At 44.9% G+C, this 24442-nt stretch carries 19 protein-coding genes; 17 read left to right on the top strand and 2 right to left on the bottom strand.

What is annotated here, in order from left to right:
* The first annotated feature begins 3 nt into the window (after positions 1-3).
* Genes T546_RS0115085 through T546_RS0115040 form a run of 10 tightly spaced genes read left to right on the top strand, consistent with a single transcriptional unit; the run spans position 4 to position 10765 of the window.
* On the top strand, positions 4-1368 hold the full coding sequence (locus T546_RS0115085; RefSeq protein WP_026892338.1) for a CpaF family protein: 1365 nt from the start codon (positions 4-6) through the stop codon (positions 1366-1368).
* On the top strand, positions 1365-2297 hold the full coding sequence (locus T546_RS0115080; RefSeq protein ID WP_026892337.1) for a type II secretion system F family protein: 933 nt from the start codon (positions 1365-1367) through the stop codon (positions 2295-2297). Before T546_RS0115085 ends, T546_RS0115080 begins: the two co-directional genes overlap by 4 nt.
* A gap of 27 nt (positions 2298-2324) precedes the next feature.
* Positions 2325-3242 carry a type II secretion system F family protein gene (locus T546_RS0115075; RefSeq protein ID WP_026892336.1) on the top strand — a complete coding sequence of 306 codons (918 nt, stop codon included), beginning with the start codon at positions 2325-2327 and terminating at the stop codon, positions 3240-3242.
* Positions 3243-3254: 12 nt separating this feature from the next.
* Positions 3255-3584 carry a DUF192 domain-containing protein gene (locus tag T546_RS0115070; protein ID WP_034599552.1) on the top strand — a complete coding sequence of 110 codons (330 nt, stop codon included), beginning with the start codon at positions 3255-3257 and terminating at the stop codon, positions 3582-3584.
* A 40-nt stretch (positions 3585-3624) separates the two neighbouring features.
* Positions 3625-5028, top strand: coding sequence for a coiled-coil domain-containing protein (locus T546_RS0115065; RefSeq protein ID WP_026892334.1), 1404 nt, complete (start codon positions 3625-3627; stop codon positions 5026-5028).
* On the top strand, positions 5021-5566 hold the full coding sequence (locus T546_RS0115060; protein ID WP_051629874.1) for a TadE/TadG family type IV pilus assembly protein: 546 nt from the start codon (positions 5021-5023) through the stop codon (positions 5564-5566). Before T546_RS0115065 ends, T546_RS0115060 begins: the two co-directional genes overlap by 8 nt.
* A 21-nt stretch (positions 5567-5587) precedes the next feature.
* The gene (locus tag T546_RS0115055) at positions 5588-6136 is read left to right on the top strand and encodes a TadE/TadG family type IV pilus assembly protein (RefSeq protein ID WP_026892332.1); all 549 of its coding nucleotides are present in this window, start codon (positions 5588-5590) and stop codon (positions 6134-6136) included.
* A 25-nt stretch (positions 6137-6161) separates the two neighbouring features.
* Positions 6162-6725 (top strand): TadE/TadG family type IV pilus assembly protein, encoded by a 564-nt coding sequence (locus T546_RS0115050; RefSeq protein ID WP_034599497.1) that lies wholly within the window; start codon positions 6162-6164, stop codon positions 6723-6725.
* A gap of 2 nt (positions 6726-6727) precedes the next feature.
* Positions 6728-7978 (top strand): ABC transporter substrate-binding protein, encoded by a 1251-nt coding sequence (locus tag T546_RS0115045; protein ID WP_026892330.1) that lies wholly within the window; start codon positions 6728-6730, stop codon positions 7976-7978.
* A gap of 57 nt (positions 7979-8035) precedes the next feature.
* Positions 8036-10765: a Spy0128 family protein gene (locus tag T546_RS0115040; protein WP_207641322.1), complete on the top strand. Its 2730-nt coding sequence runs from the start codon at positions 8036-8038 to the stop codon at positions 10763-10765.
* An 83-nt stretch (positions 10766-10848) separates the two neighbouring features.
* On the opposite strand, the gene T546_RS0115035 is transcribed toward T546_RS0115040, so the two are convergent.
* Positions 10849-12354, bottom strand: a complete 1506-nt coding sequence (locus tag T546_RS0115035; RefSeq protein WP_166429825.1) for a hypothetical protein — start codon at positions 12352-12354, stop codon at positions 10849-10851.
* Between the two features lie 90 nt (positions 12355-12444).
* Between T546_RS0115035 and T546_RS0115030 the strand changes: the two genes are divergently transcribed.
* The gene (locus tag T546_RS0115030) at positions 12445-16803 is read left to right on the top strand and encodes a prealbumin-like fold domain-containing protein (protein WP_026892327.1); all 4359 of its coding nucleotides are present in this window, start codon (positions 12445-12447) and stop codon (positions 16801-16803) included.
* Positions 16804-16935: 132 nt separating this feature from the next.
* On the opposite strand, the gene T546_RS0115025 is transcribed toward T546_RS0115030, so the two are convergent.
* Positions 16936-17814: an AraC family transcriptional regulator gene (locus T546_RS0115025; RefSeq protein WP_026892326.1), complete on the bottom strand. Its 879-nt coding sequence runs from the start codon at positions 17812-17814 to the stop codon at positions 16936-16938.
* A 198-nt stretch (positions 17815-18012) separates the two neighbouring features.
* Between T546_RS0115025 and T546_RS0115020 the strand changes: the two genes are divergently transcribed.
* Genes T546_RS0115020 through T546_RS0114995 form a run of 6 tightly spaced genes read left to right on the top strand, consistent with a single transcriptional unit; the run spans position 18013 to position 24315 of the window.
* Positions 18013-18864 (top strand): class II fructose-bisphosphate aldolase, encoded by an 852-nt coding sequence (locus T546_RS0115020; protein ID WP_026892325.1) that lies wholly within the window; start codon positions 18013-18015, stop codon positions 18862-18864.
* A 19-nt stretch (positions 18865-18883) separates the two neighbouring features.
* A complete protein-coding gene (xylB, locus tag T546_RS0115015; protein ID WP_026892324.1) occupies positions 18884-20404 on the top strand; it encodes a xylulokinase in 1521 nt (506 codons plus the stop codon).
* 3 nt (positions 20405-20407) lie between these two features.
* Positions 20408-21457 carry a galactitol-1-phosphate 5-dehydrogenase gene (locus T546_RS0115010; RefSeq protein ID WP_026892323.1) on the top strand — a complete coding sequence of 350 codons (1050 nt, stop codon included), beginning with the start codon at positions 20408-20410 and terminating at the stop codon, positions 21455-21457.
* Positions 21458-21466: 9 nt separating this feature from the next.
* A complete protein-coding gene (gene pfkB, locus T546_RS0115005; protein ID WP_026892322.1) occupies positions 21467-22402 on the top strand; it encodes a 1-phosphofructokinase in 936 nt (311 codons plus the stop codon).
* Between the two features lie 2 nt (positions 22403-22404).
* On the top strand, positions 22405-23286 hold the full coding sequence (locus T546_RS0115000) for an aldose 1-epimerase family protein (protein WP_026892321.1): 882 nt from the start codon (positions 22405-22407) through the stop codon (positions 23284-23286).
* A gap of 21 nt (positions 23287-23307) precedes the next feature.
* Positions 23308-24315, top strand: coding sequence for an aldo/keto reductase (locus T546_RS0114995; RefSeq protein WP_026892320.1), 1008 nt, complete (start codon positions 23308-23310; stop codon positions 24313-24315).
* Positions 24316-24442 lie beyond the last annotated feature (127 nt).

Here is a 24442-nt window from a genome sequence, read left to right as displayed (position 1 = left end):
TTAATGAGCTGGGTATCTCGTTTAGGGCAGCCAAGGGAGGCAGAAAGCAGCATCCCAAAGGCGGCCTATGTTCCATATCAGGAGGCAGCAGCCAGAACGGATAAAAACTATGATCATTTAAAGCAGGAAATCCATGAAGAGGTGATCCGGGAATATAATGACCGATTTGCAGATGGCTCCGAAGGAAAATACATCGACGTCATGGATATCATACACCAGGCCATAGAGCGGCAGGAAGAAAGTCTGACCCGTCTGGAGGAATCAAAGCTTGCACAGGAAGTCTATGACGATGTCATGGGGCTTGGCCCTCTGGAGCCGCTTTTGCGGGATGATACCGTATCCGAGATTATGGTAAACAGTGCGAAGCAGATCTACATAGAACGGGGAGGAAAGCTTTTACAGGCCGAAGCCGTTTTTCGGGACGATGTTCATGTGATGAAGGTGATCAACCGGATCGTTTCATCTGTGGGAAGACGCTGTGACGAGGCCACCCCCATGGTGGATGCCAGACTTTCTGATGGTTCCCGTGTCAATGCGGTAATTCCTCCCATTGCCTTAAAAGGACCGTCTATTACCATCCGAAAGTTCTCTTCCACGCCTCTTTTAATGGGGGATTTAATCGGATACGGATCCTTGTCTTCCAAAATGGCCAGTTTTTTAGAAGCCGCCGTACGGGGGAGGTGCAATATCATCGTTTCCGGGGGAACAGGTTCTGGTAAGACGACCCTTCTCAATGTCCTGTCTGGCTATATTCCTGACAGCGAACGGATCGTCACCATAGAGGATGCGGCAGAGCTTCAGCTCAAACAGGATCATGTGGTAACCCTGGAAGGACGTCCAAGCAATATCGAGGGAAAGGGAATTGTGTCAATTAGAGATCTGGTAAAAAACTCCTTAAGAATGCGTCCCGACCGGGTCATTGTAGGAGAGGTTCGTTCCGGTGAGACTCTGGACATGCTCCAGGCCATGAATACGGGGCATGACGGCTCTCTGACTACGGTACACGCCAATTCAGCCAGAGATGTCATCTCCCGTCTGGAGACAATGGTTCTGATGTCAGGAATGGAACTGCCTGCCAAGGCAATAAGAGAGCAGATCACATCCGCCATTGATCTAATTGTTCATCAGACCAGATTCCGTGATGGAAGCAGAAAGATTATAAACATCTCTGAGCTTGTGGGGATGGAAGGAGATACGGTGACAATGCAGGATATTTTTACTTACCGTCAGGCAGGTACGGATGGGAATGGAAGAGTGGCAGGGAAATTTGAACCTACAGGAATCCATCCCAAGGTGATTGATAAGATAAGGGACAACGGCGGGTATTGCAGGGATGACTGGTTTCTCCCGGAAGGGAGGCAGGAATGAGATGGGTGGTTCTGGTTTCTGGGGCAGTTTTTGTTTTTCTCGCAGCGGAGATTCTCCTCTCCTTTTTGATGAAAAGACAGCTGCAGCTTGAAAGCCGGCTAGGGGAGCTGAGCCGGGATAAAAAAGAGACAACGGTTCTGGCTTTAAGAGGAGAAAGGGATAAAAAGTTTCTTCAGTTCATCCATATTTCAAAACGGATGAAGGAGGAAGTGGGCTTATCAGGAATCAAGCTTAAGCCGGAAGAATTTGTCACCCTTTGGTTCCTGCTTATTTTTGCGCCTCCCCTGCTTTTATTTGCTTTTTCGCCGGATCTCATTTTATGTGTGGCTCTTTTTATTGCCGGGCTCATGGTTCCTCCCATTTATTTAAAGATAGCTTCCTCCAAGCAGCGGACTCTGTTTGAGGCACAGCTTGGAGATGCCCTGATGGTACTTTCCAATGGCTTAAGAGCCGGTTTTTCCTTTGAACAGGCTCTGGAAAATGTTGCGGAGGACTTATCAGATCCCATTGGTGGAGAGTTGAACCTGATTGTCAGAGAACTGAAGCTGGGGGCGGATATGGAAAAGGCATTTCACACTGTGGCGGATCGGATGAGAAGCGATGATTTAAGGCTTATGACCATTGCAGTGGTCATACAGCAGAGGGTAGGAGGAAATCTGGCAGATGTTCTGGATACCATCTCAAAGACCATCAGGGACAGGCTGGCGATCAAGCGTTCCATAAAGACGTTGACCGCACAGGGAAGAATATCCGGCCAGATCATAGGTGCACTTCCAATTCTGCTTTTGCTGGCACTTTCCGTCATGAATCCAGGATATATTTCTCCGCTGTTTGTTTCGACTCCTGGACGCCTTATGCTGTGTCTTGGTGGAGTGATGGAGGTCATGGGATTTCTTGTAATCAACCGGATCGTAAAGATAAAGTTCTGATTAATAGAGAAGAAAGGAGGAAGGAGAATGATATTTCTGACAGCCTTATCAGGTGCAGTCTTTTCCTATTTTCTATTGGAAACGTGCCTTTTTATAGTTTGTTCCAGAAGCCTTTCTCTAAAGGAACGATTAAAGGCAGTGGAAGAAAGGGACCGGCGGCGGAATGGAAATGGAGGAATTGATCTTCCACTAAGAGATCGGATTCTAAAGCCTGTAATCAACCGTATCCTGGATGTCTTTTCTGTATTCGCCCCCAGAAATCCGGTGGCCTTAGTGAAACTGGAGCGGCAGCTGCGGCAGGCAGGAATTTCTATGAACCCTCAAAACTATAGTGCGGGCGCAGCCTTTTTTACTGCCGTATGTGTGGGAACGGGAATCCTGTGGGGCAGAACCGAAGGGAGTGGAAAGGCAGTTCTTGGCGGCCTAGTGGGTCTCTATGCCGGTGTCATCATAAACCGGTTTTACTTAAAGAGCAGAATCAAAAAGAGGAATGATGAAATATACCATCAGCTTCCGGAAATGATGGACCTTTTAAGTGTCAGCGTCTCGGCTGGACTTGGTTTTGACCAGGCCTTAAGCTATGTGGTGGATAAATTCAAAGGAGCCTTGTTTGATGAGCTTGACATCACCCAGAGAGAAATTTCTCTGGGGCGCAGGCGTAAGGAAGCATTAAACGAATTTGCAGACCGTTGTGAGAACATGGAAATACGAACCTTTGTCACCGCCGTCATCCAGGCCGAGGAAATGGGCGCTTCTATGCAGAATATTTTATCGGTACAGGCTTCTTCCATCCGCCAGAGCCATAAGCAGAACGTGGAGGAAAAGGCCCAGAAGCTGTCTGTCAAGATCCTGGTTCCTATGGTGCTGTTTATTTTCCCAGTCATATTTATTGTGCTCATGGGACCGGCAATGATGTCTGTCCTTCAAATGTTTGGAGGTGAGTGACCATTGGAAGTAATGATCAGAAGTGTATCCGGCTTTAAGGCCCGTGGAAAAATAGCCGCCAGTTTTTTTAAGCGCTTAAAGGGCCTGATGTTCACCCCAGGATTGCCTGAGGGAAGTGTAATACTAATCAGTCCGTGCGCCAGCGTCCACACCTGCTTTATGCGCTTTGCCATTGATGTGGTGTACTTAGATGGGAATGGAACTGTATTGAAAAAAGAGACCATGCGCCCCTGGCGGCTCGGCGGTTTTGTAAAAGGAGCCAAAAGCGTTATGGAAATGGGTGAAAATGAATCCGGCCAGCTTAAGGTAGGAGAACGGTTATATATAGTGAAAACAGTGTGACAATAGGATTTATTTTACGGAAGATGAGAGGAGGTATTGTATGAATTACGATCAAATGAATGGATATGGACAGGAGTCTGGCGGCGGTGAGCAGATGGGAGGAATGCTTCCTAACATTCAGACCGAGCTGACAGCCAAGCTTCAGAGCACTGTCGTAGGCGGTTACTCAAAAAAAAGTGTGGAAGAATACGCAGTGGATATGAGAAAAAACTTAGTGGTGATCAAGAACCAGCTGGAGCAGCAGATCCGTGAGCTGACGGCGGAAAAGGTCAGTGTGGCTCAGGAATGTCAGGTGCTCCGGGAGCAGCTAAGTACAGCAGAGGGAAAGCTTTCCAGTGCCTTTGCCCAAAAGGAAGCAGCAGAGCAGAAAGCCCGGATATCAGCTGCAAAGATAAAGGAGTGGGAAAGCCGCTGTTCAGGCTATGAGGAGATGAAACGGCAGAAAGCGCAGTATGAGGAGGAAATATCCCAAAAGGAACAGGACATCAATCGCCTGAACGAAAAGCTTTTAAGCTATCAGCAGGCCTATGAAGAGCTGCAAAAAAAAATCAGGAATATGGAGCTGACTGTGCAGATGCCCATCAAGGGAGTATCTTCTATAGAGACAGAGGAATTGATTCAGCAGAAGATACTGGCAGAGCAAAAATATGAAAACCTGCTGGTAAAGGTGAAGGAGCTGGAGGCAGAGTGTGCGGTCCAGAGAGAAGCAGGGGAAGCATACGATAAAATGGAGGAAAAGGAAAAACAGGCGGTGGCTGAGGAGCGAAAGGCCTGGGAGAATCGGATGGAGGTCCTGCAAAAACAGCAGGAGGAGCAGGAAGGAAGCCGTAAGGAGCTGGAAGAAAAATTTGATGTCCTATACCAAAATTACGTGGACAGCTCTGATAAGATCAAAAGTCAGGAACGGATGCTGGCAGAAAAGGAGTTGCTTTTGCACCATTATCAGGAGCAGGAGCAGGGAGCAATACTGACCCGCCAGGAAAATGAAACGCTGAAAGATACGATTGACTCTCTAAAGGAAACGGTACGGCAGATCATAGAGCAGATGGAGAGCCAGACGGAGAGCATGAATCTTTACATAGAACGGACGACCCAGGAACGGGATACGTTAAAAAAGGTAATTGGAGAACAGGCCTCCTTAAAGCTTCAAAATGTGGAACTTCTTGATATACAGAGAGGATTGATGAATCAGATTGAAGGGCTTAAATTACAGAATCAGTTTTTAGAAAAGGGCCTGGATCAGCAAAAAAAGATATCCCTTATAGAGGAAAGGGAAAAACGGGTATTAACTCCAGAAAAGCAACCTGTCGTAGACGGGGATTTGGAACCGGATGAAGCAGATGTGCTCACCTGTGATATGGCTATGCAGAAAGCCAGGGGGCTGTTTTCAGTCATGGAGGGAGAACGCGCTGGTAAGGCAGATGAGGTAAAATATATTGGCTGATGGGAAACGAAGAAGATTCTTTCGTAAGTGGAGAGGGGAGGAAGGGCAGTCTGTCCTGGAGTTTGCACTGGTCCTTCCTATTCTAATCCTCCTTTTAACGGTTCCTCTTGATTTTTTTATATACATGAATACCCAGATGAATTTAAGCAGTGCTGCCAGTGAGTGCATCAGCCAGCTGGAGTATTCTGACATTTTGGCAGGAACCGAGGGGACCACGGTCAAGGAGGTCCTGGAGGATAATTTTGCAAAACGCCTGGAACTGGAAAAGGTTAAGGTCGAAGAGCTGAAAGCGGAAAGCAGCAGGAAACATAATTATACTTATTATGTATATTCCAGTGATCTGGCTGACCCTGAAAATTTCGCAGGCCAGTTTGAGTCACGCCCTGCCAGCTACCAGTCTTCCACCCTGACCCTTCAGCTATCCTACGAACGGAGGGCAGTAACCTTCTGGGGGGCTATGTTCCTTGGAAATACCTATGAGGTAAAGACCCCGGTTTACACCCGCAATATATTTGTAAACGGCTATACGCCGGGCTGATGGGATTACGGAGGTTGATGAATGAGATTTATTTTTTCCATGAAAGATGAAAATGGACAGGGAATGGTGGAGTTCGCCTTGGTTTTTCCTGTTTTTTTTACAATTCTTCTTTTAATTATCGAGGCAGGCTGGTTGACATACCAGCAGACTATGTTTGATCAAAGCTACCAGTATTCCAGTTGGACGCTTCAGGCATCAGATCTTGGAGATGTGGATACCTTGGAAGCATGTCCTGCCAAAGTATCTTTCAGTGGCAGCGCAGTATCAGATCCTCTTTTAGCCAGGATAGAGGAAGCCAGCTTATGGGGGCTTATGCTTAAAAATATAACAATAAGTAATGCCCAGGCGGAGCTTTATAACGAAGAAGAAACTTTTTCTGTACCAGGAAGAAAGCCCTCTGATGCTGTTTTAGCGACCAGCCGAACCCGCTATATGAAGATCAATGCCGATGTTTCCTATGATATCTATCCCCTTACCTACTTGGGAAAGTGTATATTTGGAACCAGGATAACAAAGGAGAAAAAGATAAACTGCTTAAGAATTGTAGCAACTCAGCACAGATCAGGTTAAGCAAAGGGAAGGGGAGAGCATGAAAATGAGAATCAGGCGGAAGAAAGCGTTCAAGGGTCTTTGCAGGGAAGACGGAAATATCCTCCTGCTTTTTGCCGGAGCCTTGACTGTCATTATCTTTTTTGTAGGCATATCCATGGATTTTGGATTAATCTGCATCAAGAGGAGTGCATTGATGAATTTATGCCAGCTTGCCAAGGAGGAGCGGTTTGCGTTTCAGGATACCATCCGTTATTCCGAAAATCCGGGGCTTGACAGCTATCAAATGATAGAAGACGTTATGAGAAACAACAATTTTAAAGGGACAGTCAAGGTGTATTTTTATGAACGGATGCCGGAATCCAGTTATCGGTATTATCGGATACGGACCCAGCTCAGCGAGGAATATTCCTATACTTTTTTAAGGATTTTTGGTATTTCGACCACGACGATTACCGCCTATTATGATGGTGGGGAAACCTATGGTGAGGGAATTTCCGATGTGATATGGCACCCTTCGTCTCCAGTTTTTCTCTATAACGGCTCTTATACCAGCCGGGAGGGCGGAGGCTATGATTATAATAATTCGGATATTCCGGGAGATTGGTAATTATGAAAAAAATATTTGTGACAGCAGCCGTTATTATTGCGGCAGCAGCTATCCTTACGGCCTGCCGGGAAAGCAGTGTATCCTTAAATGGCGGTGAGACGAAGACAGAGACTCTTACCTTTTGGCATTTTGACACGGAACATAAGGAATTTTATGAGAAGCTTGCATTGGATTATGAGAAGAAACATAAGGGCATGAAGGTAGAAATCCAGGTGATTCCCAGGGAATCATACGCCGATGAATGGCTGAAGGCGTCAGAAGAAGGACGAACTCCGGAAGTGTTTGCCATTCCTCCCGAAAGCCTTAATCTGTTTCGGGACAGCGGGAAGCTGGCAGCGTTGTCTTATGAGAAGCTTGTGACGGAAGTGAGCGGACAGGAGCCGCTCATAACCAGTGGAATCGATAAAACGTTTTTAGCCCTTCCCGTGGCTGGAAGTCTCCCTGTGATATTCTATAACCGCGACATATATGAGAAAAACCAGTTGAAGGAACCGGAGACACGTTCCGATTTTGTGGTCAATTGTGCCATATTAAAGCAGTCAGGGACAGTCCCTCTTGGACTGTCCTTATCTGAGACCGGGAACCTTGAGGTCTTAGATCTGGCCGCTTGGGCGCTCTCAAATGGAGACAAAGTCAGCGGTGGAAAAAATATAAACGGGGATTTTAAAAAACTTCTGTCTGGAACCACAGGCTATTATGATTTATATGGCCTGGCAATGGAACTGTCTGTGGATAAAAAGGAGTGTGCCAAGGGGCATCAGGCTCTGCTTAAAGAATTCTCCAAAGGAAGTTATGCTATGATTTCAGGTACCACGGAGGACATTGCTCTTTTAAAGGAAACCATGACGTCTCCCTTTGACTGGTTTCTGCTTCCGGGAGAGGATTATACAAAGGCCGGAGTTTGGAGTGGAGAAATTTTATTTGGAGCGTCAAAAAAGGGAAAAGGACTAAAATCTGCAAAAGATTTTCTTGCCGGTTTTATGGGTCAGGAGAACCAGAAAGCTTTTTCCGGGGAATTTAACAGGATTCCCGCCATAAGGGGACTTAAGCTTGAGGATGAAGATGTTTCAAAGGCTTATGATCTTCTGAGCAACAAAAAAGAAGTGTATTTATCCTGTGTCCAGACCATGACCGAAAGGGAAAAAGAGGTCTGTGAGAAGGAACTGGATCAGTTGTTTTCCGGGAATGCCGTGGAGCCAGAAGAATTCCTAAACGACTGGTTGAAACAGCTTAAGAATTCAAAGAGAAAATAGTATGGAGAGGTGCAGGTAATGATGAAACATATAAGGAAGAGGATGCTTTTACTCCTCATGGGGATTGCAGGGATCTTCCTCTATTCCGGAAGTGCGCTGGCGGCCCAGATAAGGCCGCTGACGCTTTCTGTAACCACTGTAATTGATAATGCATCTGAATATCCAAATCAGGTGGGTAATTTTCAGTCACGATACGATGCAAAACGAATTTATCAAATGTCAAAGTCCAGTACATATCCTGCCTATTATCCGTCTGGCTACGAAACAAAGGTCTTTCAGGTTAAGAATGGGTATACGGAGACTCTTACCTTTGGCAGTAAAACAGGGAATTCCACCTGCAATACGGTCTGGTTTGGTTCTAACGGATATACAGACTCTCATTTAAGCCTGGTTTCCGTGGAGTATGGAGAAAATGCGGGTGCGTATACCTATAATGGAAGCGGAAGCGGCTCAGATAAGTATGCTGTCCAGCCTTTCAACTGGATCGCGGTAAAGGAGAATAAAACCTCGGCAAAAGTCACTCTTCATTTTCGCTATAATCCCGATATAGAGGAAACCCCTCCTGCGGACCCTCCAAGCCCGGAATATAAAAAGGTAATTGATTATCTGGGCGACGGGGCGGGAAATCCTGATACAAAGTCCAACGGGACCAATGATTACCGGCTCTATCTGGATGTGACGACTCAGAAAGAGGAAGAGGAGAAAAAATCAGATATCTTTTTTGTTCTTGATGTGAGTAATTCCATGGAGCAGCCCCTGGGGGCGAAATCTCGGTTTGAAGTCATGAAAAAGACTGTTTATGACGCCATATCCCTGCTTTCTGAAAATCCCAACAATCGTTTTTCTATCCTTCTTTTCGGAACCAATTCCCGTATCGTGGTTTCTGCCAGCACGGATAAGGAAAGCCTTCTACAAAAGGTCTCCTCCCTCTCCCTTCCAGGCGGTGCGGAGGGCGGTACAAATTATTATCAGTCAATGACACAGGTTTCCGGGCAGATCGCGGGACTTTCCTCGCCAGGGTCGGAGCAGGTGGTCTTCTTTCTCACCGATGGTGAGCCTACGGCGGCAACACCTGTCGTCCAGGCTCTTGGGTATTCCGTTTATACGGAGGTAGGTACCGTTTATGCGGTGGAAGCGGCAAGAAAGCTTCAGGGAGTTGACCGGTTCTATTCTATTTTTATGGGCAGCGATACAGGAGCCGCCTCCACGCTGCAGACCATCACTCAAATGGTGGATGCAAGGATGGAAAAATATATGGTACAGGCAGCAAGTGCCGACCAGATCGGCAATGCCTTTAACCGGTTCATCTCTCAGATCAGCAATTCTCTTTACCAAGTGACCATAGAAGATCCCCTTTCCGAATACGTCGATTATGGGGGAGAGTTAAAGGTCATGCGCCAAATTAAAGATACATCGCCCATCCAGCTTAAGGCCGGCAGTGATTATACAGTCAGCCTGGGAACATCTGGAGTAAAGGTAGCATTGTTAAGCAGCACCGTGCCTGACAGCCGTTATACGGTTTCCTTTAATGTGAGGGCCAGTGAGAAAGCTCTGGATTACTATGACAAATATTGGAGCTATCCCCAGACTGGAGATCCGGATACGGATTATAATGGAAACAGCACCAGCTCTGGAAAACCCGGTTTTTATTCCAATGGGAATACAAAGCTTACCTATTCCTACGGAAGAAGCGGAATTGCAGAAGTATTATATGGTAAGCCAGTGGTTCAGGTCGTTGTACCTGAGGAAATTAAGACCGAGTTCTATTTGAAAAAATCGTTGACTGGAAAGACCCTTTTAGCAGGTGACTTTGGTTTTTCCTTGAGCCATGTATCAGAAGGGATAGAATATCCGGTTGCTATCGCTGAAAATGATGCAAACGGTGAAATCCGATTTTCCGATATCAGTTTTGGCCGTCCAGGAGATTATCTCTTTCATGTAAAAGAAATCATTCCCGAACCTACAGTACCTGGAATGGTTTACGACACAAAAGTCATTCCTGTGGAGGTAATTGTTACCAGGTCAGGCGATGAGCTGGTGGCGGAGGTACGCTATCCGGAAGGTGCTACCTTTGAAAACCACTACGAGCCCCAGCCTGTATCATTATCCCTGGAAGCGAAAAAAGAGCTTTCAGGTGCCCGTTTAACAAAGGGAATGTTTCAGTTCAGATTGCTTTCCAATGATAATGAAAGCCTACAGACGGTTTCCAATCAAGCTTCGGGAAAGATTTCTTTCTCTCCGCTGACATTTACGCGGGAAGGAATCTATTATTATATGATTCGTGAGGTGGTGCCGGTTCCAGCAGATCCTAATATAACCTACGATTTAAGAACGCTTACCGCTCAGGTTAAGGTAACGGACGCCCAGGGAAAGCTGGAGGCTTCGGTTTCTTATTCGCCGGAGGCAGTATTTAAAAATACGTTCTCCTATCCGCCCAAATCTGCCGATATTCAGTTGAAAAAGGTGCTCACCGGTATGCAGCTGACGGCTGGAATGTTTGATTTTGAGCTGAAGGATATGGAGAGCGGAGAAGTATACAAGGCTAAAAACCAGTCAGATGGAACCATCAGTTTTCTCATGACCTATGATACGCCAGGTGAATATACATATCAGGTGCGTGAGATACAGCCGTCAACTCCTATCCAGCACATGACATATGATACCAGTGTGCTTACAGTCACCGTTCTTGTGGAGGATGATGGTACAGGGAATCTGGTCACAACGGTGAATTACCCCTCATCGATCAACTTTTATAATTCTTACAAGGTCCGGGGAGGAATCTGGTAGAATAGAAATATTAGTATCAAATAGTTATAAGAGCTTAAAAAGATAAGCAGGCTGTCAGTATGGCAGTCTGCTTATTTGTGGTTTTATTTTGAATGTATAAAAAAATTATTTGACATTTCATCAAGATAACTCTTCCAGATGTCTGTGGTGAGTTCAATCACATGAATTTGTTTTTTTTCTATCTGCTTTTTAAAAATGGAGCTAATAAGTTCTGTTTCAAAGTAATGTATTTTCTCTGATGTACGGTCATGGCTAATGGTATAGATAAGGCTTATTCCCGGCGCACAGACAACAGACATTTCAAAAAGATCATTGTTAACAATTTTAAATTTATCTATCTTACCATTGGAAATGATCGGCTCTAACCGTTGGAGATAGGAGTAGCGTTCTTTTGCCGGGAGTGTAATTTCACCCCATAACGGGACGATTACTTTTCCAGTGGCGCAAAAGTTCATCATTGAATTAACTGTAATAAAGAATTCAGAATCGTGTGAGAGGATTTCCTGAAACAGCCCGAGGATAAAGTCTTTCACGTTGTCGGAACAATGATCATTCTTCAGTTCCTGTTCGTGTAACAGATATCCAATAGGGATACCATTGTATACGGAATAGATATTTTTACTTATAAGCTTATCTAATAAATCTGGATTATTTTGTAATGCTAGTAATGCGTCCTCTCTTCCATAGCTGATCTTTTTAACTTCTTTTTGTAAGAGTGAATTTAAAGAGGAGGATATATGGCTTTTTTGGGAGATATAAGTCATTAAAGGCGTTCCGTCTAATTGCGTACTAAAATTCAATAAAAAATTATCCTTCAGCAACAAAAATGGACCGTTGATTTCCTCCGTAATATTCCAGAAAAATAAGTCTATGTAAGTTTGTGAATGGACGATTGAGGAAAGGAAGCCTATATCATACCTGGAAGTGGATTTTTCCATGGCCCCAATATTGATAAAGTGATTATATATAAGTTTGTTTTTACTTTGATCACAGGAAATTAACTTGATTCGACTGAAAATATTTGTGTAACACCGGTCAAGAAAAGGCAGTGTACCGTAAAATTCAAAAGAACCATTATTAGATGCCGTTAGATAGTGTGAAGTAAGAATACAAAAAAAATTCAATATGTTCTTCTGTCCAAGAAAGCATAGTTCACTTTCTGAATAGATAAGATTTCCTTTGTTTTCTTCTTCTAAATCGATATCTAATGCATATTCAATAGCGAAAGATAAAAAGGTCTCCAGTTCATATCTGGAATTAAAATCATAAATAACGGGAAAGACATTCATTAATTTTAAATAGCAGCAGTGGCTATAGAGCGAATTCGCAAAATAGGCAGCCGCCTGACGGCTGAATACTTTCTTTTCTTTAAATAATAAAACACGTCCTGCTTTTAAAATCTTGCTGAGACCGCTAGGGGTCATATTCATACTGAGTGCAAAATCGGTTTTGGATACTTGTGCGATATTAATAAGCTCTTCCAGCAAGGAACCGGTTTTCATTTCATGCCTCCGTTTTTCTATTGTTAGAAAATATTGTAACATAATTTTTTTTTGGTGTCTATTTTGTTGTAACTTTTTTTCCTGCATTTTCAAGCAACAAAATCAGACTCACGATATAATTTTTATTACATATTAAAAATAATATTAATTACTATTTGTATTAAGGAGGGATAGAAAATGAAACATAGAAAACATAGAAAATTTATGAGTTGGGTAATGGTATTCATTTTAGTGTTAAATATATTGCTGCCTGCTCAAGCTACATACGCTGGAGAAATAGAATCCCCTGGAGAGGCGGCTGTAAGTGTGGCTTCACCATCAGAGGCTAACAAAGGGACACCTTCTACTGCAGAAGAAAATACGTCATCAGGAAAAGCAAATTCAGGGGAGCCAAAGGCAACGCCTTCTTCCGCAGGCAATATGGATAAGACGGATGATTTATACCAAATCGTGACGGAGGTAACACAAAATGGAGTCATTATACCAGAAGGCGGAGAAATAAACAGCAATGATCCGATTTCCGTGGATATTTCCTTTTATGTACCAGTGGAAGGAGATGAGCCGGTCCCCCCGGTTATTGTTAATAAAAACGATGTGGCAATATTTGAAATAAGTGATGCATTCAAACTTTTATCAGGAACTGCCATTCCTCTTAAATACGGCAATGTACTGGTCGGTCATGTCATGTTTTTCACAAATACGGATAACGTGGTATGTGCTAAGGTAGTGTTTGATGGAGATGACGAAGTCTTTGACGGAACCTACAATACAGTTCAATGTGAATTTCATGCAGAATTTCAGTTTGATTCGTCAGAAAGTCCTGTAACTGGAGAAGAAAAGACGGTAGGTATCCTTGATAAAGAATATACAGTGGTCGTACCGCCGGCTAAGATTATTTATAATGTAAAGAAACAAGGAACCCTTGATCTGACGAATCAATGGGTTACATGGAAGGTTGACATTACGGCTGATCAGGGTGGATATGGGATTGACCTGGAAGGATATAAATTCTCTGATGATTTAAGCTCGGTCGGAACCTATATTTTAGATTCATTTCAAGTAGATGGAGATTCGTCAGCCGTTCCGGAAATTAATGATGGCGTGCTTGCGTATACGTTTCCAGCAGGAGCAAAGAGTCCTCAGACCGTGACATTTAAGACGGAAATTTCAGAGGAACAGTATTATGCGCCCAGCGGAGAGCAGTCGATTTCTAATAAGGCAAGTCTCTATGACAAGGACGATACAATAATGGATGAGGGACAGACAAAGGTTTCATGGACTCCAAAGTGGATTGAAAAATCAGGAGTGACAGATGACAAAGGAAGCACCGGTGTCTATGATCCTCAAAACAGAACCATAACATGGACCATTATTGCGAACCATAATGAAGCCTCTTTGAAACAGGTGGTCATCACCGATATTCTCTCGAAGGATATTACAAACACGGAAAAGAAACTGATTTTTGATTCAGCCACCCTTCAAAAATGGGACGGTTCTGATTTTGGAGTAGCCTCAAACATTACACCAAATGAGAATGGGGAATATGAAATTGGCGACATAGATACCAAGATTCTGTTAAAGATTGTGACCAGAGTGCCAGATGAAGTACTTACAACCGGGAAAACCACATATTATAACCAGGCTTCTATTAAATGGGAAGGAACCCAGGGGTCAGATTCCAATAAAGTAGGTGTAGGAATTGGATATAATGCGATTACTAAAACAGGTACCGCCCACCCTTCTGATGGAACTGTCACATGGAATGTAACAGTAGATCCCAAAAAGCAGACAATACCAGATCCCAAAGTCTACGATGTTCTTATTTATGAAAATAAAGCAAGTGGATCAGACCTATCTGCTGTGTCCGGACTTCCAGACAATATAGAGACAAAAGACCTTAAAATCAGTTATGGTCTCAAATATATGGAAGGCACTTTTCATGGAGATGGGCTGGTGCTTCAAGTCATTCCTTTGATAAAAGACAACGTAAGGGTGGGGGATCTTTTAGAAATCACCGGAATCCTTACAGGAGAGGACTCTTCCGCCAGTACCTTTACTTATAATACTCAGGTAACAGATCCAGATATTTTCGCTACCAATAAAAACACAGTTGTTTATAACACGGCAACCCTTTTTAGCGGATCAGCAAAGCTAAATGAATCTACAGCAGGCCCAACCTATAACAGCAAAATGCTGATGAAAGAAATGCTAAAGCGGGAAGCCATGTCAGACCCGAAAGGCAAAGTAAACGCCTCAACTAAAAATGCCTATGAAGGCTTTGATTATACGGATAAATCTGTTATCTTCCGATTTGGTGTCAATGCAAACAATTTAAAGATATCCCAGATGACCGATTGGACCGGGCAGGAATTGGGTGCTGTTACAGTTAAGGATACATTGCCGGAAGGCTGGATCTTCGATAAGATAGTTGGTTCTAATGATTTTCTGATTTTTGAAGGGATTGGAAATAATGCTGGAAGTGTTACTGCGAATGGATCTGCTCTTCCTTCGGTTCCCGGACTCAGTTTCACAATCCAGGGCAGAGAGGCCACCTTTGAATTCCAGAATATGGATCGGCCATATGTAATACTCATAAAGGCCAGACCAGATACGGCAACCATAGAAAAATATTTCAGCGGCAATCAGACGACAACGGTGCAAAACAATCTTACTCTGGTAACAAATCGGTCTCCGAAAGTGACCAGTACCCAGAATGTGGAAATTGTAAGTGAGATTCTGGGAAAATCCGCAGAGATAAAAAGTCAGGGTGTGCTTCTTTGGTCGGTGGATTATAAGCCCTCCCAGCTCACTACATCAGCAAAAAGGGTCTATGATATATTACCCCAGGGAATCGATATAAGGCTTGATTCAAAAGGGAAATTACTCTTGGACGGTGAGAATTATACTGCAAATGAGATGATTTTACAGGCCGATGGGTCTTACACTCTGGGTGATCCAGTGGAGCTCATAGCAGGTGAAACCATTGACTATGATAATGCCCAAAGAGGATTGAGCTTTCAGATACCGGATAGCAGGAAAGCATACCGCTTCTGCTATATGACCGATGTTACGGGAGAACCAGGAACTGTATCCAATAAGGTGACGCTTTATGGAGGCAATTCAGATGGAACCGAAGCAAGCAAGCCCTACCTGATTACAAGCCAGGACGGTCAGGCCAGTATGAAAAGAAACGGCTGGATCTCAATTATTAAAACGGATATGGCAGGAATTCCATTGAAAAATGCAGAATTCACCCTTTTTACAGAGGATGAAAGCACAATCATAAGAAAAGGAATGACAAACAGCGATGGTACTCTGAAATTCAAAGTGATTCCCAATGGAACCTATGTTCTCCGGGAGACATTGGCGCCGGCAGGATATGTTCTAGAAGGAGTTTCCCATACCTTATCCGTAACCTCAGAAAATGGTGCAATCGTATCTTCCATTGATGGAAAACGTGGAAATGACTCCAATATATTAACGGTAAAAAATATTTCAGAAGGTACGGCAGGGAATTTAAAAATATCCAAAACCATCGCAGGAAATGCGGCAGATCTTACCTACAAATTTGACTTTACTGTGACCTTGGACGGTGATGGAAACAGTTACCCCTATAAAGGTTACGGTGTTCCTGACGGCATGATAAAAAGTGGAGATACCATTTCTTTGGCTCATGGGGAAAGCATTATAATACAGGGAATTCCTGTAAATACAAATTATCTGGTAGCAGAAAAGGACTATTCCGATGCTGGTTACACTACGGTCAGTACAGGAGAACAAGGTTCCATAGAGGCGGATGCGGTTCAAACGGCTTCCTTTACAAACACAAGAAATGTAATTCCGCCAGAGGAGGTTCTTACCGGCAATCTGACAATCAGTAAAACTGTTTCAGGAAGCGGTGCTGATACCAATAAAAAGTTTGGATTTACTGTGAGCTTTGATGGTGCTGATGGTAAATATACTTATACTGGTATGGGCGTGGCAGATGGGACCATTAAAAGCGGGGAACAGATATTCCTGGCTCACGGACAGAGTATTACCATATCAGGACTCCCAGATGGAGCGGGCTACTCCGTTTTAGAGAAAGATTATTCCACAGATGGATACAAGGCTGTTAGTGCAGGGGCTCAGGGAAGTATTCAGGCAAAGACCACACAGGTCTCTGCATATACCAACACGAAACCCGCTGATCCTAAAACACCCGTACAGCCAGGAATTCCTGGAGGCGGCAAAAGCGATGGCGGTGGAAGCGGAGATGGGAACAGCATCAAAGTAGAAGACACGAAAGTACCTAAGAGCATCATTCAAAATCCCCAGGTACCTGCTGGAAATCAGACAGGAAGTCCGGAAAGCATTGTAATAGATCCTGAAGATGTTCCAAAGGGAGCAAAAACAGGGAAAAATGAAAGGCTTCCCAAGACAGGAGAAGCAGCCTTTCACATCAATACCATAATTGGAGTATTTTTAATTCTGGCAGGTATGGGGGCCTTGTTCCTTTCCCTCCTATTATTTAGAAGAAAAAACAACGGGAAATAAAGAAAGTAACTTGCTTGAAAGAGCTGCTGCAAAGGTAGATAGTACGCCAGTGCAGCAGCTCTTTTTCCTATGGGAACCTAACGGCAGATTCATAGTTAAGATTACAAAGGTGCAGTCCGAGAATCAGCCGGATTATATGTGTGAATCGGGTATCCGGTTACTCTTTCGATAATTGGAAGGCGTAATCCCATAATACTGTTTAAATGCATAGGAAAAGTGCTGAATCGAAGAGTAATTCAAACGGTCAGAAATTTCCGAAATATTAATCGTATCATCATTCAAATAAATCTTAGCCATAGACATCTTAGCTTCTGTTTTCTTCTGAAGAAACGTCTTCCCGTAATACTCCTTTAAAAACCGCTCCGTCTGCCTGATGCTGAGTCCAAGCCGCTCGGAAAGTATCTCAAGAGTGATGGTCTCATACTCATAGAGGAAGCATTCCTCCACAATAATATACTTGCTGTCCACCAGATTGGAAGGGGAGAAATGGGACTTTGACTGTGTCCTGTTTTCATAATTTCTTACGATCTTCACCAGGCACTGCTGCAAGAGTGCTTCCACCTGAATCATATAACCCGTATACCGGTGCTCCAGTTCAAAAAAGATCTGCTGCATTAAGGGGTAAAGCTCCTGGGTATCCTGTCCGAACCAAAAGTGGGTCTTCTCAAATTTATATGCCACCGTATCCACATCAGGAGCCGGGTGGGAGCTGTTCTTTTGAATTTTAAAATAGATACAATACTCGGTCATAGGATCGTTCTTTACAGGAATCTGCTCATGCTCAATATGAGGGCCTGTCATGTAAAGAGTATTTGGAGTAATGTTATAAATCTGGTCGTTTATGCTTACCTTACCATGTCCATAAGGAATGTAGTGAAGCTCGTAGCTGTTATTCCCATGGCTGTGTTTTGGCATGGACTTAAGGAAGCGTTCATACACAATATTCAGGACCAAAAAGGTAGTATCGTTAATGGTTGTCTTGATATTCAAATCCTTATAGCCTGTTCTCATGTCTTTCCTCCCTGTTTTGTTTTTCTCTTCATACAATCTTACTTTACCAGCAAAAAAACTACAAGTCAAGGAATGTTCGATAACACGACATGCACCCTCTGTCTATGTCTGTTTATCCTCTAATTTTCTAAACTGGTTCCGGTATAATGAACATATAAGGAACTTAATAATGCACCTGATCTTAAGGAGGAAAAAGATATGCCATTGGTTACGTCAGAACAAATGTTACTGGATGCCCAAAAGGGCGGCTATGCCGTAGGGGCGTTTAATGTAGAAAATATGGAAATGTTAAAAGCTGTGGTGGCAGCGGCAGAAGAGCTTCATGCCCCTGTCATGCTTCAGACCACCCCCTCAACCGTTCGCTACGGCACCCTGGAGACCTTTAAGGCTATGGCTGCCGCAGAAGCAGAAAAGGCAACGGTTCCGGTTTGTCTTCACCTGGATCATGGCAGCAGCTACGAGCTGGTACTTAAGGCCATTCGTGCCGGATACACCTCCGTCATGTTCGATGGTTCCCACGAAACGTTTGAAGAGAATATCAGGCTGACCAAGCAGGCAGCTGACGCAGCCAAGGCCTGCGGAATTCCTGTAGAAGGAGAGCTTGGCAAGGTAGGCGGTAAGGAAGATGACTTAGAGGTTGAGGAAGATACCAATACTGACCCCATGCAGGCAAAGGAATTCGTTGAAAAGACAGGAGTCACCTCCCTTGCAGTTGCTATTGGAACGGCTCATGGTTTTTATGCCAATAAGCCAGTCCTTGATAAAGAGCGGATCACAGAGGTGAAAAAGCTGGTATCCATTCCCCTTGTTCTTCACGGAGCTTCCGGGTTAAGTGATGAGGATGTAAAGGAATGCGTACAAAGAGGAATGTGCAAGGTTAACTTTGCAACAGAGCTGAGAGTGGTTTATACAGGAGCAGGAAAGAAGCTCTTAGCAGAAGATCCGGAGCTCTTTGATCCTAAGAAGCTTGGCATCGCAGGAATGGAAGCGGTAAAGGAATTTGTAAAGGGCCGCATGCTTGTTTGCGGCTGTGACCAGAAAGCCCGCTGATTGTTTGATGGAGGGGAAAATGAAGCCATATTTATTGGGGATAGACATAGGCACAAGTGCCTGTAAGATCGCTGTATTTAACAGAGAAGGAACGGTCCTTGATTCAGCCGCCGGGGAGTATGAGGTCTATTATCCCCAGCCAGGCTGGGCGGAGCAGGATCCGGAAGAATGGTGGAGAGTCATCTGCAGCACCATGAAAGAAATGTTTTCAAAATCCATTGTGAAGCCGGAGGACATAGCTGGAATCGGAATCGACGGACAGAGCTGGTCAGCCATTGCCGTAGATAAGAAAGGAAAGGTTCTTACAAACACTCCTATCTGGATGGACACCAGAGCATTTTCCATCTGCCGGGACTTAAATGAAACGGTGGGAGCAGAACGAATCTTCCAGTTATCCGGAAACTCCTTACAGCCGTCTTATACCACGGCTAAGATCCTCTGGTATAAGGAACATATGCCAGAGGTGTTTGAAAACATAGACAAGATTCTCCAGTCCAACAGCTACATCGGATTTAAGCTGACCGGCCATATGACCCAGGATATCTCCCAGGGGTATGGACTTCACTGCTTTGATATGCACACCGGGACCTGGAATAAGGAAATGTGTGAGGCCCTTGGAATTCCGTCTCGTATCCTTCCTGACATCTATTCCTGTCATGATGTGATTGGAACCGTGACCGAAGAGGCGGCAAAGGAATCCGGCCTTGTGGCAGGAATACCGGTAGTGGCAGGCGGTCTTGATGCAGCCTGCGGAACCCTGGGAGCCGGAGTGATCCATGCCGGAGAAACCCAGGAGCAGGGCGGTCAGGCCGGAGGCATGAGTATCTGTATTGACAGCTACAAGGCCGACGAAAGGCTGATCCTAAGCTATCATGTAGTTCCAGGGAAATGGCTGTTACAGGGCGGAACCACCGGAGGCGGCGGAGTCATGCGGTGGCTGGAAAAGGAATTCGCTGATTATGAGAGAGAAGAAGGCCGAAGAACCGGAAAAAGCTCTTTAGACCTTTTTAACCATCTGGCCCAGGCGGTGAATCCTGGAAGTGACGGGCTTGTGTTCCTGCCTTATATGGCAGGAGAGCGCTCCCCCATCTGGGACCCGACGGCAAAGGGAGTCTTTTACGGGCTTGACTTTGGAAAGACAAAAGCCCATTTCATCCGTGCAGCCATGGAAGGGGTTGCCATGTCCTTAAAGCATAATTTAGATGTGGCAAAGGAAGCAGGCGCAGAGGTAGATGTGCTAAGAGCCATGGGCGGCTCTGCAAACTCCCTGTTGTGGACCCAGATTAAGGCAGACGTCACTGGAAAGCCTATTGTAGTCCCTTCCTCGGATACGGCAACCACACTGGGTGCCGCCATGTTAGCAGGAGTGGGCGTTGGTATGTATATGGATTTTGAAGAAGCGGTAAAGATGACCGTGGAAAATAAACGGTATCACGTGCCCAATCAGGCAGACCGGGCGATCTATGATAAGAATTATAAAAAGTATCGCAGCTTATATGAAAACTTAAAAGATATGATGAGTGAGGAAGGAGAGCAATAGACCATGAAAGCAGCAGTTGTATGTGCCAATGAAGATGTAAAATACATGGATTACGAGGAACCACAGGTTTCACCGGGACTGGTAAAGATTAAAGTAAAGGCTTCTGGAATCTGCGGCTCTGATATACCAAGAGTGCTCCATCACGGAGTTCATTTTTACCCCATAGTTCTGGGCCATGAATTTTCCGGTGATGTGGTGGAGGTAGGAGAAGGCGTTACATCAGTAAAGCCGGGAGACCGGGTTTCCGGAGCGCCCTTAATCCCCTGTATGAAATGCGATGACTGCCAGAACGGAAATTTCTCCCTTTGCAGACACTATAGCTTTATCGGTTCCAGACAGCAGGGAAGCAATGCGGAATACGTGGTAATCCCGGAGCAGAATGCGGTTGCCTTTGATAAAAGCATTTCCTATGAGCAGGGTGCCATGTTTGAGCCTTCTACCGTAGCCCTTCACGGCTTGTTTCAAAATGATTATAAAGGCGGAGAATACACCGCAGTCTTAGGCGGAGGCACCATCGGCATGTTCACCATGCAGTGGTCCAAGATCTTCGGAGCTAAAAAGGTAGTAGTATTCGATATCAGTGAGGAACGTCTCTCTCTGGCGAAACGTCTTGGAGCGGACGAAGTGATTAACACCTCTTTGGAGGGCTATAAGGAAAAAGCCATGGAGCTGACCGAAGGAAAAGGCTTTGCCTTTGTCTTTGAAACCGCAGGTCAGGTACCAACCATGCACATGGCCTTTGAGCTGGCTTCCAACAAAGCCAACGTATGCTTTATCGGAACTCCTCATGTGGATTTATCCTTCACCCCTTCTATGTGGGAAAATATGAACCGCAAGGAATTTAAGCTGACTGGTTCCTGGATGTCCTACAGCTCTCCATTTCCGGGGAAAGAATGGAAGCTTACGGCACATTACTTTGCCACCGGCCAGTTAAAATTCGATCCTGGCTTCATCTTTAAGAAAATGCCTATGAGTCAGGCACAGGAGGCCTTCCAGATGTTTAAGACCCCAGGGCTTGTAAAGGGAAAAGTATTGCTGATGAATGAGGAATAGGAGGCCCTTATGATACTTACCGTTACATTAAATGCTGCCATTGACAAACGATATGTAGTCCATGGGTTTCAAGAGGGCGAGGTCAACCGTGTGGCAGAATGCACCTACACACCGGGCGGCAAGGGCTTAAATGTTTCAAAGCCAGCCGTCATCGCAGGAGGTGAGGTGGTGGCAACCGGATTCTTAGGAGGTCATGCAGGACAGTATATTGAAGCTGCCTTAAAGCCTCTTGGTATCACCAGCTCATTCTACCACCTGGAAGACGAAAGCCGCACCTGTATCAACATCTGGGACGGAAAAAAGGAGATACAGACCGAATTTTTAGAGCCTGGATTTGAGGTAAAGGAAGAGGAGTTTCAGGGATTTTTAAAGCTATTTGAGACATTAATTAACGATGCCGAGGTAGTTGCCATATCAGGAAGTGTTCCCAAGGGACTTGACGGAACGGCGTACCAGACCATGGTAAGGCTTGTAAAGGAAGCGGGGAAAAAGGTAATTTTAGATACCAGCGGAAATCTTCTTAAGATGGGAATTTTAGCATGCCCCACCATGATTAAGCCCAATCTGGATGAAATCCGTATGCTTACCGGAAACAACTGTGACAGCCTTTCCGATATGGTGGAAGCAGCCAAAAAGATTCACAGCCAGGGGGTAGAGATTGTAGCCGTTTCCCTTGGGGCGGAAGGTTCCTTTGTGGTATGTGACTCAGGAGTCTACCGGGCCAGGGTGCCTAAGATTCACGCGGTGAATACGGTTGGATGCGGCGATTCCATGATAGCCGGATTTGCTCTAGGTCTTAAGGAGAATCTTCCCATGGAAGAGATTCTAAGGAAAGCCAGCGCAATCTCTGCCGCCTCCGCCTTACGGGAAGAGACCGGATATTTCCGAATGGAAGATATGGAAAAGCTTCTGCCGGAGATCACAATCACGAGATTGGGGGATTAGCCATGAATTATGTATTAAAAAATCAGCACTTGACGGTTACCTTCACGAAAAAGGGAGGGGCACTCACCTCCATAAAGAACGAAGCTGGTCTGGAATACTTATGGCAGGGAGACCCGGAATACTGGAGCGGCCAGGCCCCTGTACTGTTTCCCATCTGCGGAAGCTTAAGAGATGAAAGGGCAGTAACGAAAAGCGGAAAAGAAGTCCGGATGCCAAGACACGGAATCGTCCGTAAGGAAGAATTTGAACTGGAATCCTTTACGGATGACGCCATAACCTTTTCCATTGCATCCATGCCCCATATGCTCACTAAGTACCCATTCCCCTTTGTACTGACCATAACCTACTTACTAAAAAACAACGCGATTACCGTCCGGTACGGCATAAAAAACACGGGCACAGAGGATATGCCATGTTTCATCGGAGGCCACCCAGCCTTTCGTTGTCCCCTGGAGCCGGGCGAAGCGTATGAAGAGTATGAAATCCTGTTTGAAAAAGAGGAAGAAGAATCAAACCCCACACCAGATACAAGAACCGGACTCATTGATATGGAGAACCGGACCTTTCTTTCCTGGAATAAGAGAAATCTTCCCTTAAGTCATCAGCTTTTTGAACAGGATTCTGTTATATTTGACCGGATATCTTCAAGAAAAGTAACCCTTTGTCACAAGGAAAAAAAGCAGGGAGTAGAGCTTTCCTTTGACGGCTTCCCCTACCTGGTTATATGGTCCTCAGCCAATCATGGCCCCTTTGTTGCCTTGGAGCCCTGGACCGGACTTTCCACCTGCAGTGACGAAGATGATGTATTGGAACATAAGAGAAATCACATGTCATTAAAACCTGGGGAAGAAAAACAGCTGGAATATAAGATTTCCATCATTTAAAAAGAGAAGGAGAACATAAATATGAAATCATTCATTGAACCATCTATCGTTCCAAAAGTAACACTGTATACCGGCGAGGAGATTCCCTGTGTGGGAATGGGAACCTTTGGTTCCGACCGGTTTACCCCTGATGAAGTATCAGGCGCAGTAGCAGGAGCCATTCGCTGCGGCTACCGTATGTTTGACTGTGCCGCCTGCTATGGCAATGAAGACCAGATCGGAGCAGTATTTGCAGACGCTTTTAAAGAAGGCGTTGTGGAGCGTAAAGATTTATTCATCATGACTAAGGTATGGAACGACATGCATGACAGAGTCGAGGAGTCCTGTAAAAAGAGCATCGTTGATTTACAGTGCGATTATATCGATATGTTCTTTATCCACTGGCCATTTCCAAACTACCATGCACCACACTGTGATGTAGATTCCAGAAATCCTGATTCCAGACCATTCAGCCCGGAAGAGTTTTTAAAAACCTACCGCCAGTGTGAGGCACTGCTGGAGCAGGGCTTAATCCGCAACATCGGTATTTCCAACATGACCATACCAAAGCTGGAATCCGTTCTTCCTCATATGAAGGTAATGCCGGCTGCCTGTGAGATGGAGCTTCACCCTTGCTTCCAGCAAAAAGAACTGTTTGATTATCTGGTCGCTCACAAGATTCAGCCCATCGGCTTTATGCCATTAGGCTCTCCTCAGAGACCAGAGCGTGATATGTGCCCAGAGGATGTTGCTGATTTACAGACACCGGAGATGAAGGAAATCGCAGCAGCTCATGGCGTTCACCCGGCAGTGATCGCACTGAAATGGGCACGCCAGAGAGGCCAGATCCCCATTCCATTCTCCATTCATGAGATGGAATATGTAAGCAACTTAAAGTCAATGACAGAAGACCCGTTGACAGACGAGGAGATGGCAAAGATAACTACCTTAGAGCGGAACAACCGTCTGGTAAAAGGCCAGGTATTCCTTTGGGAAGGGGCTAATGACTGGCATGACCTTTGGGATGAAGAAGGATTTATCGTAAAATAACAGAACACATAAGAAAATCAAAATCCCTGAAGCGCCCTCTGGTAACTTCAGGGATTTTGGAATAAATACTATTTTCTTTTCTAAAAAACGTGTATAATTGTATAAAGTGCACAAATAACAGTAACGA

This window comes from [Clostridium] aerotolerans DSM 5434, from assembly GCF_000687555.1.
Lineage (GTDB): Bacteria > Bacillota > Clostridia > Lachnospirales > Lachnospiraceae > Lacrimispora > Lacrimispora aerotolerans.
Note: the sequence above shows the minus strand (reverse complement) of the source record. Positions and strands in the feature narration are given on the sequence as shown.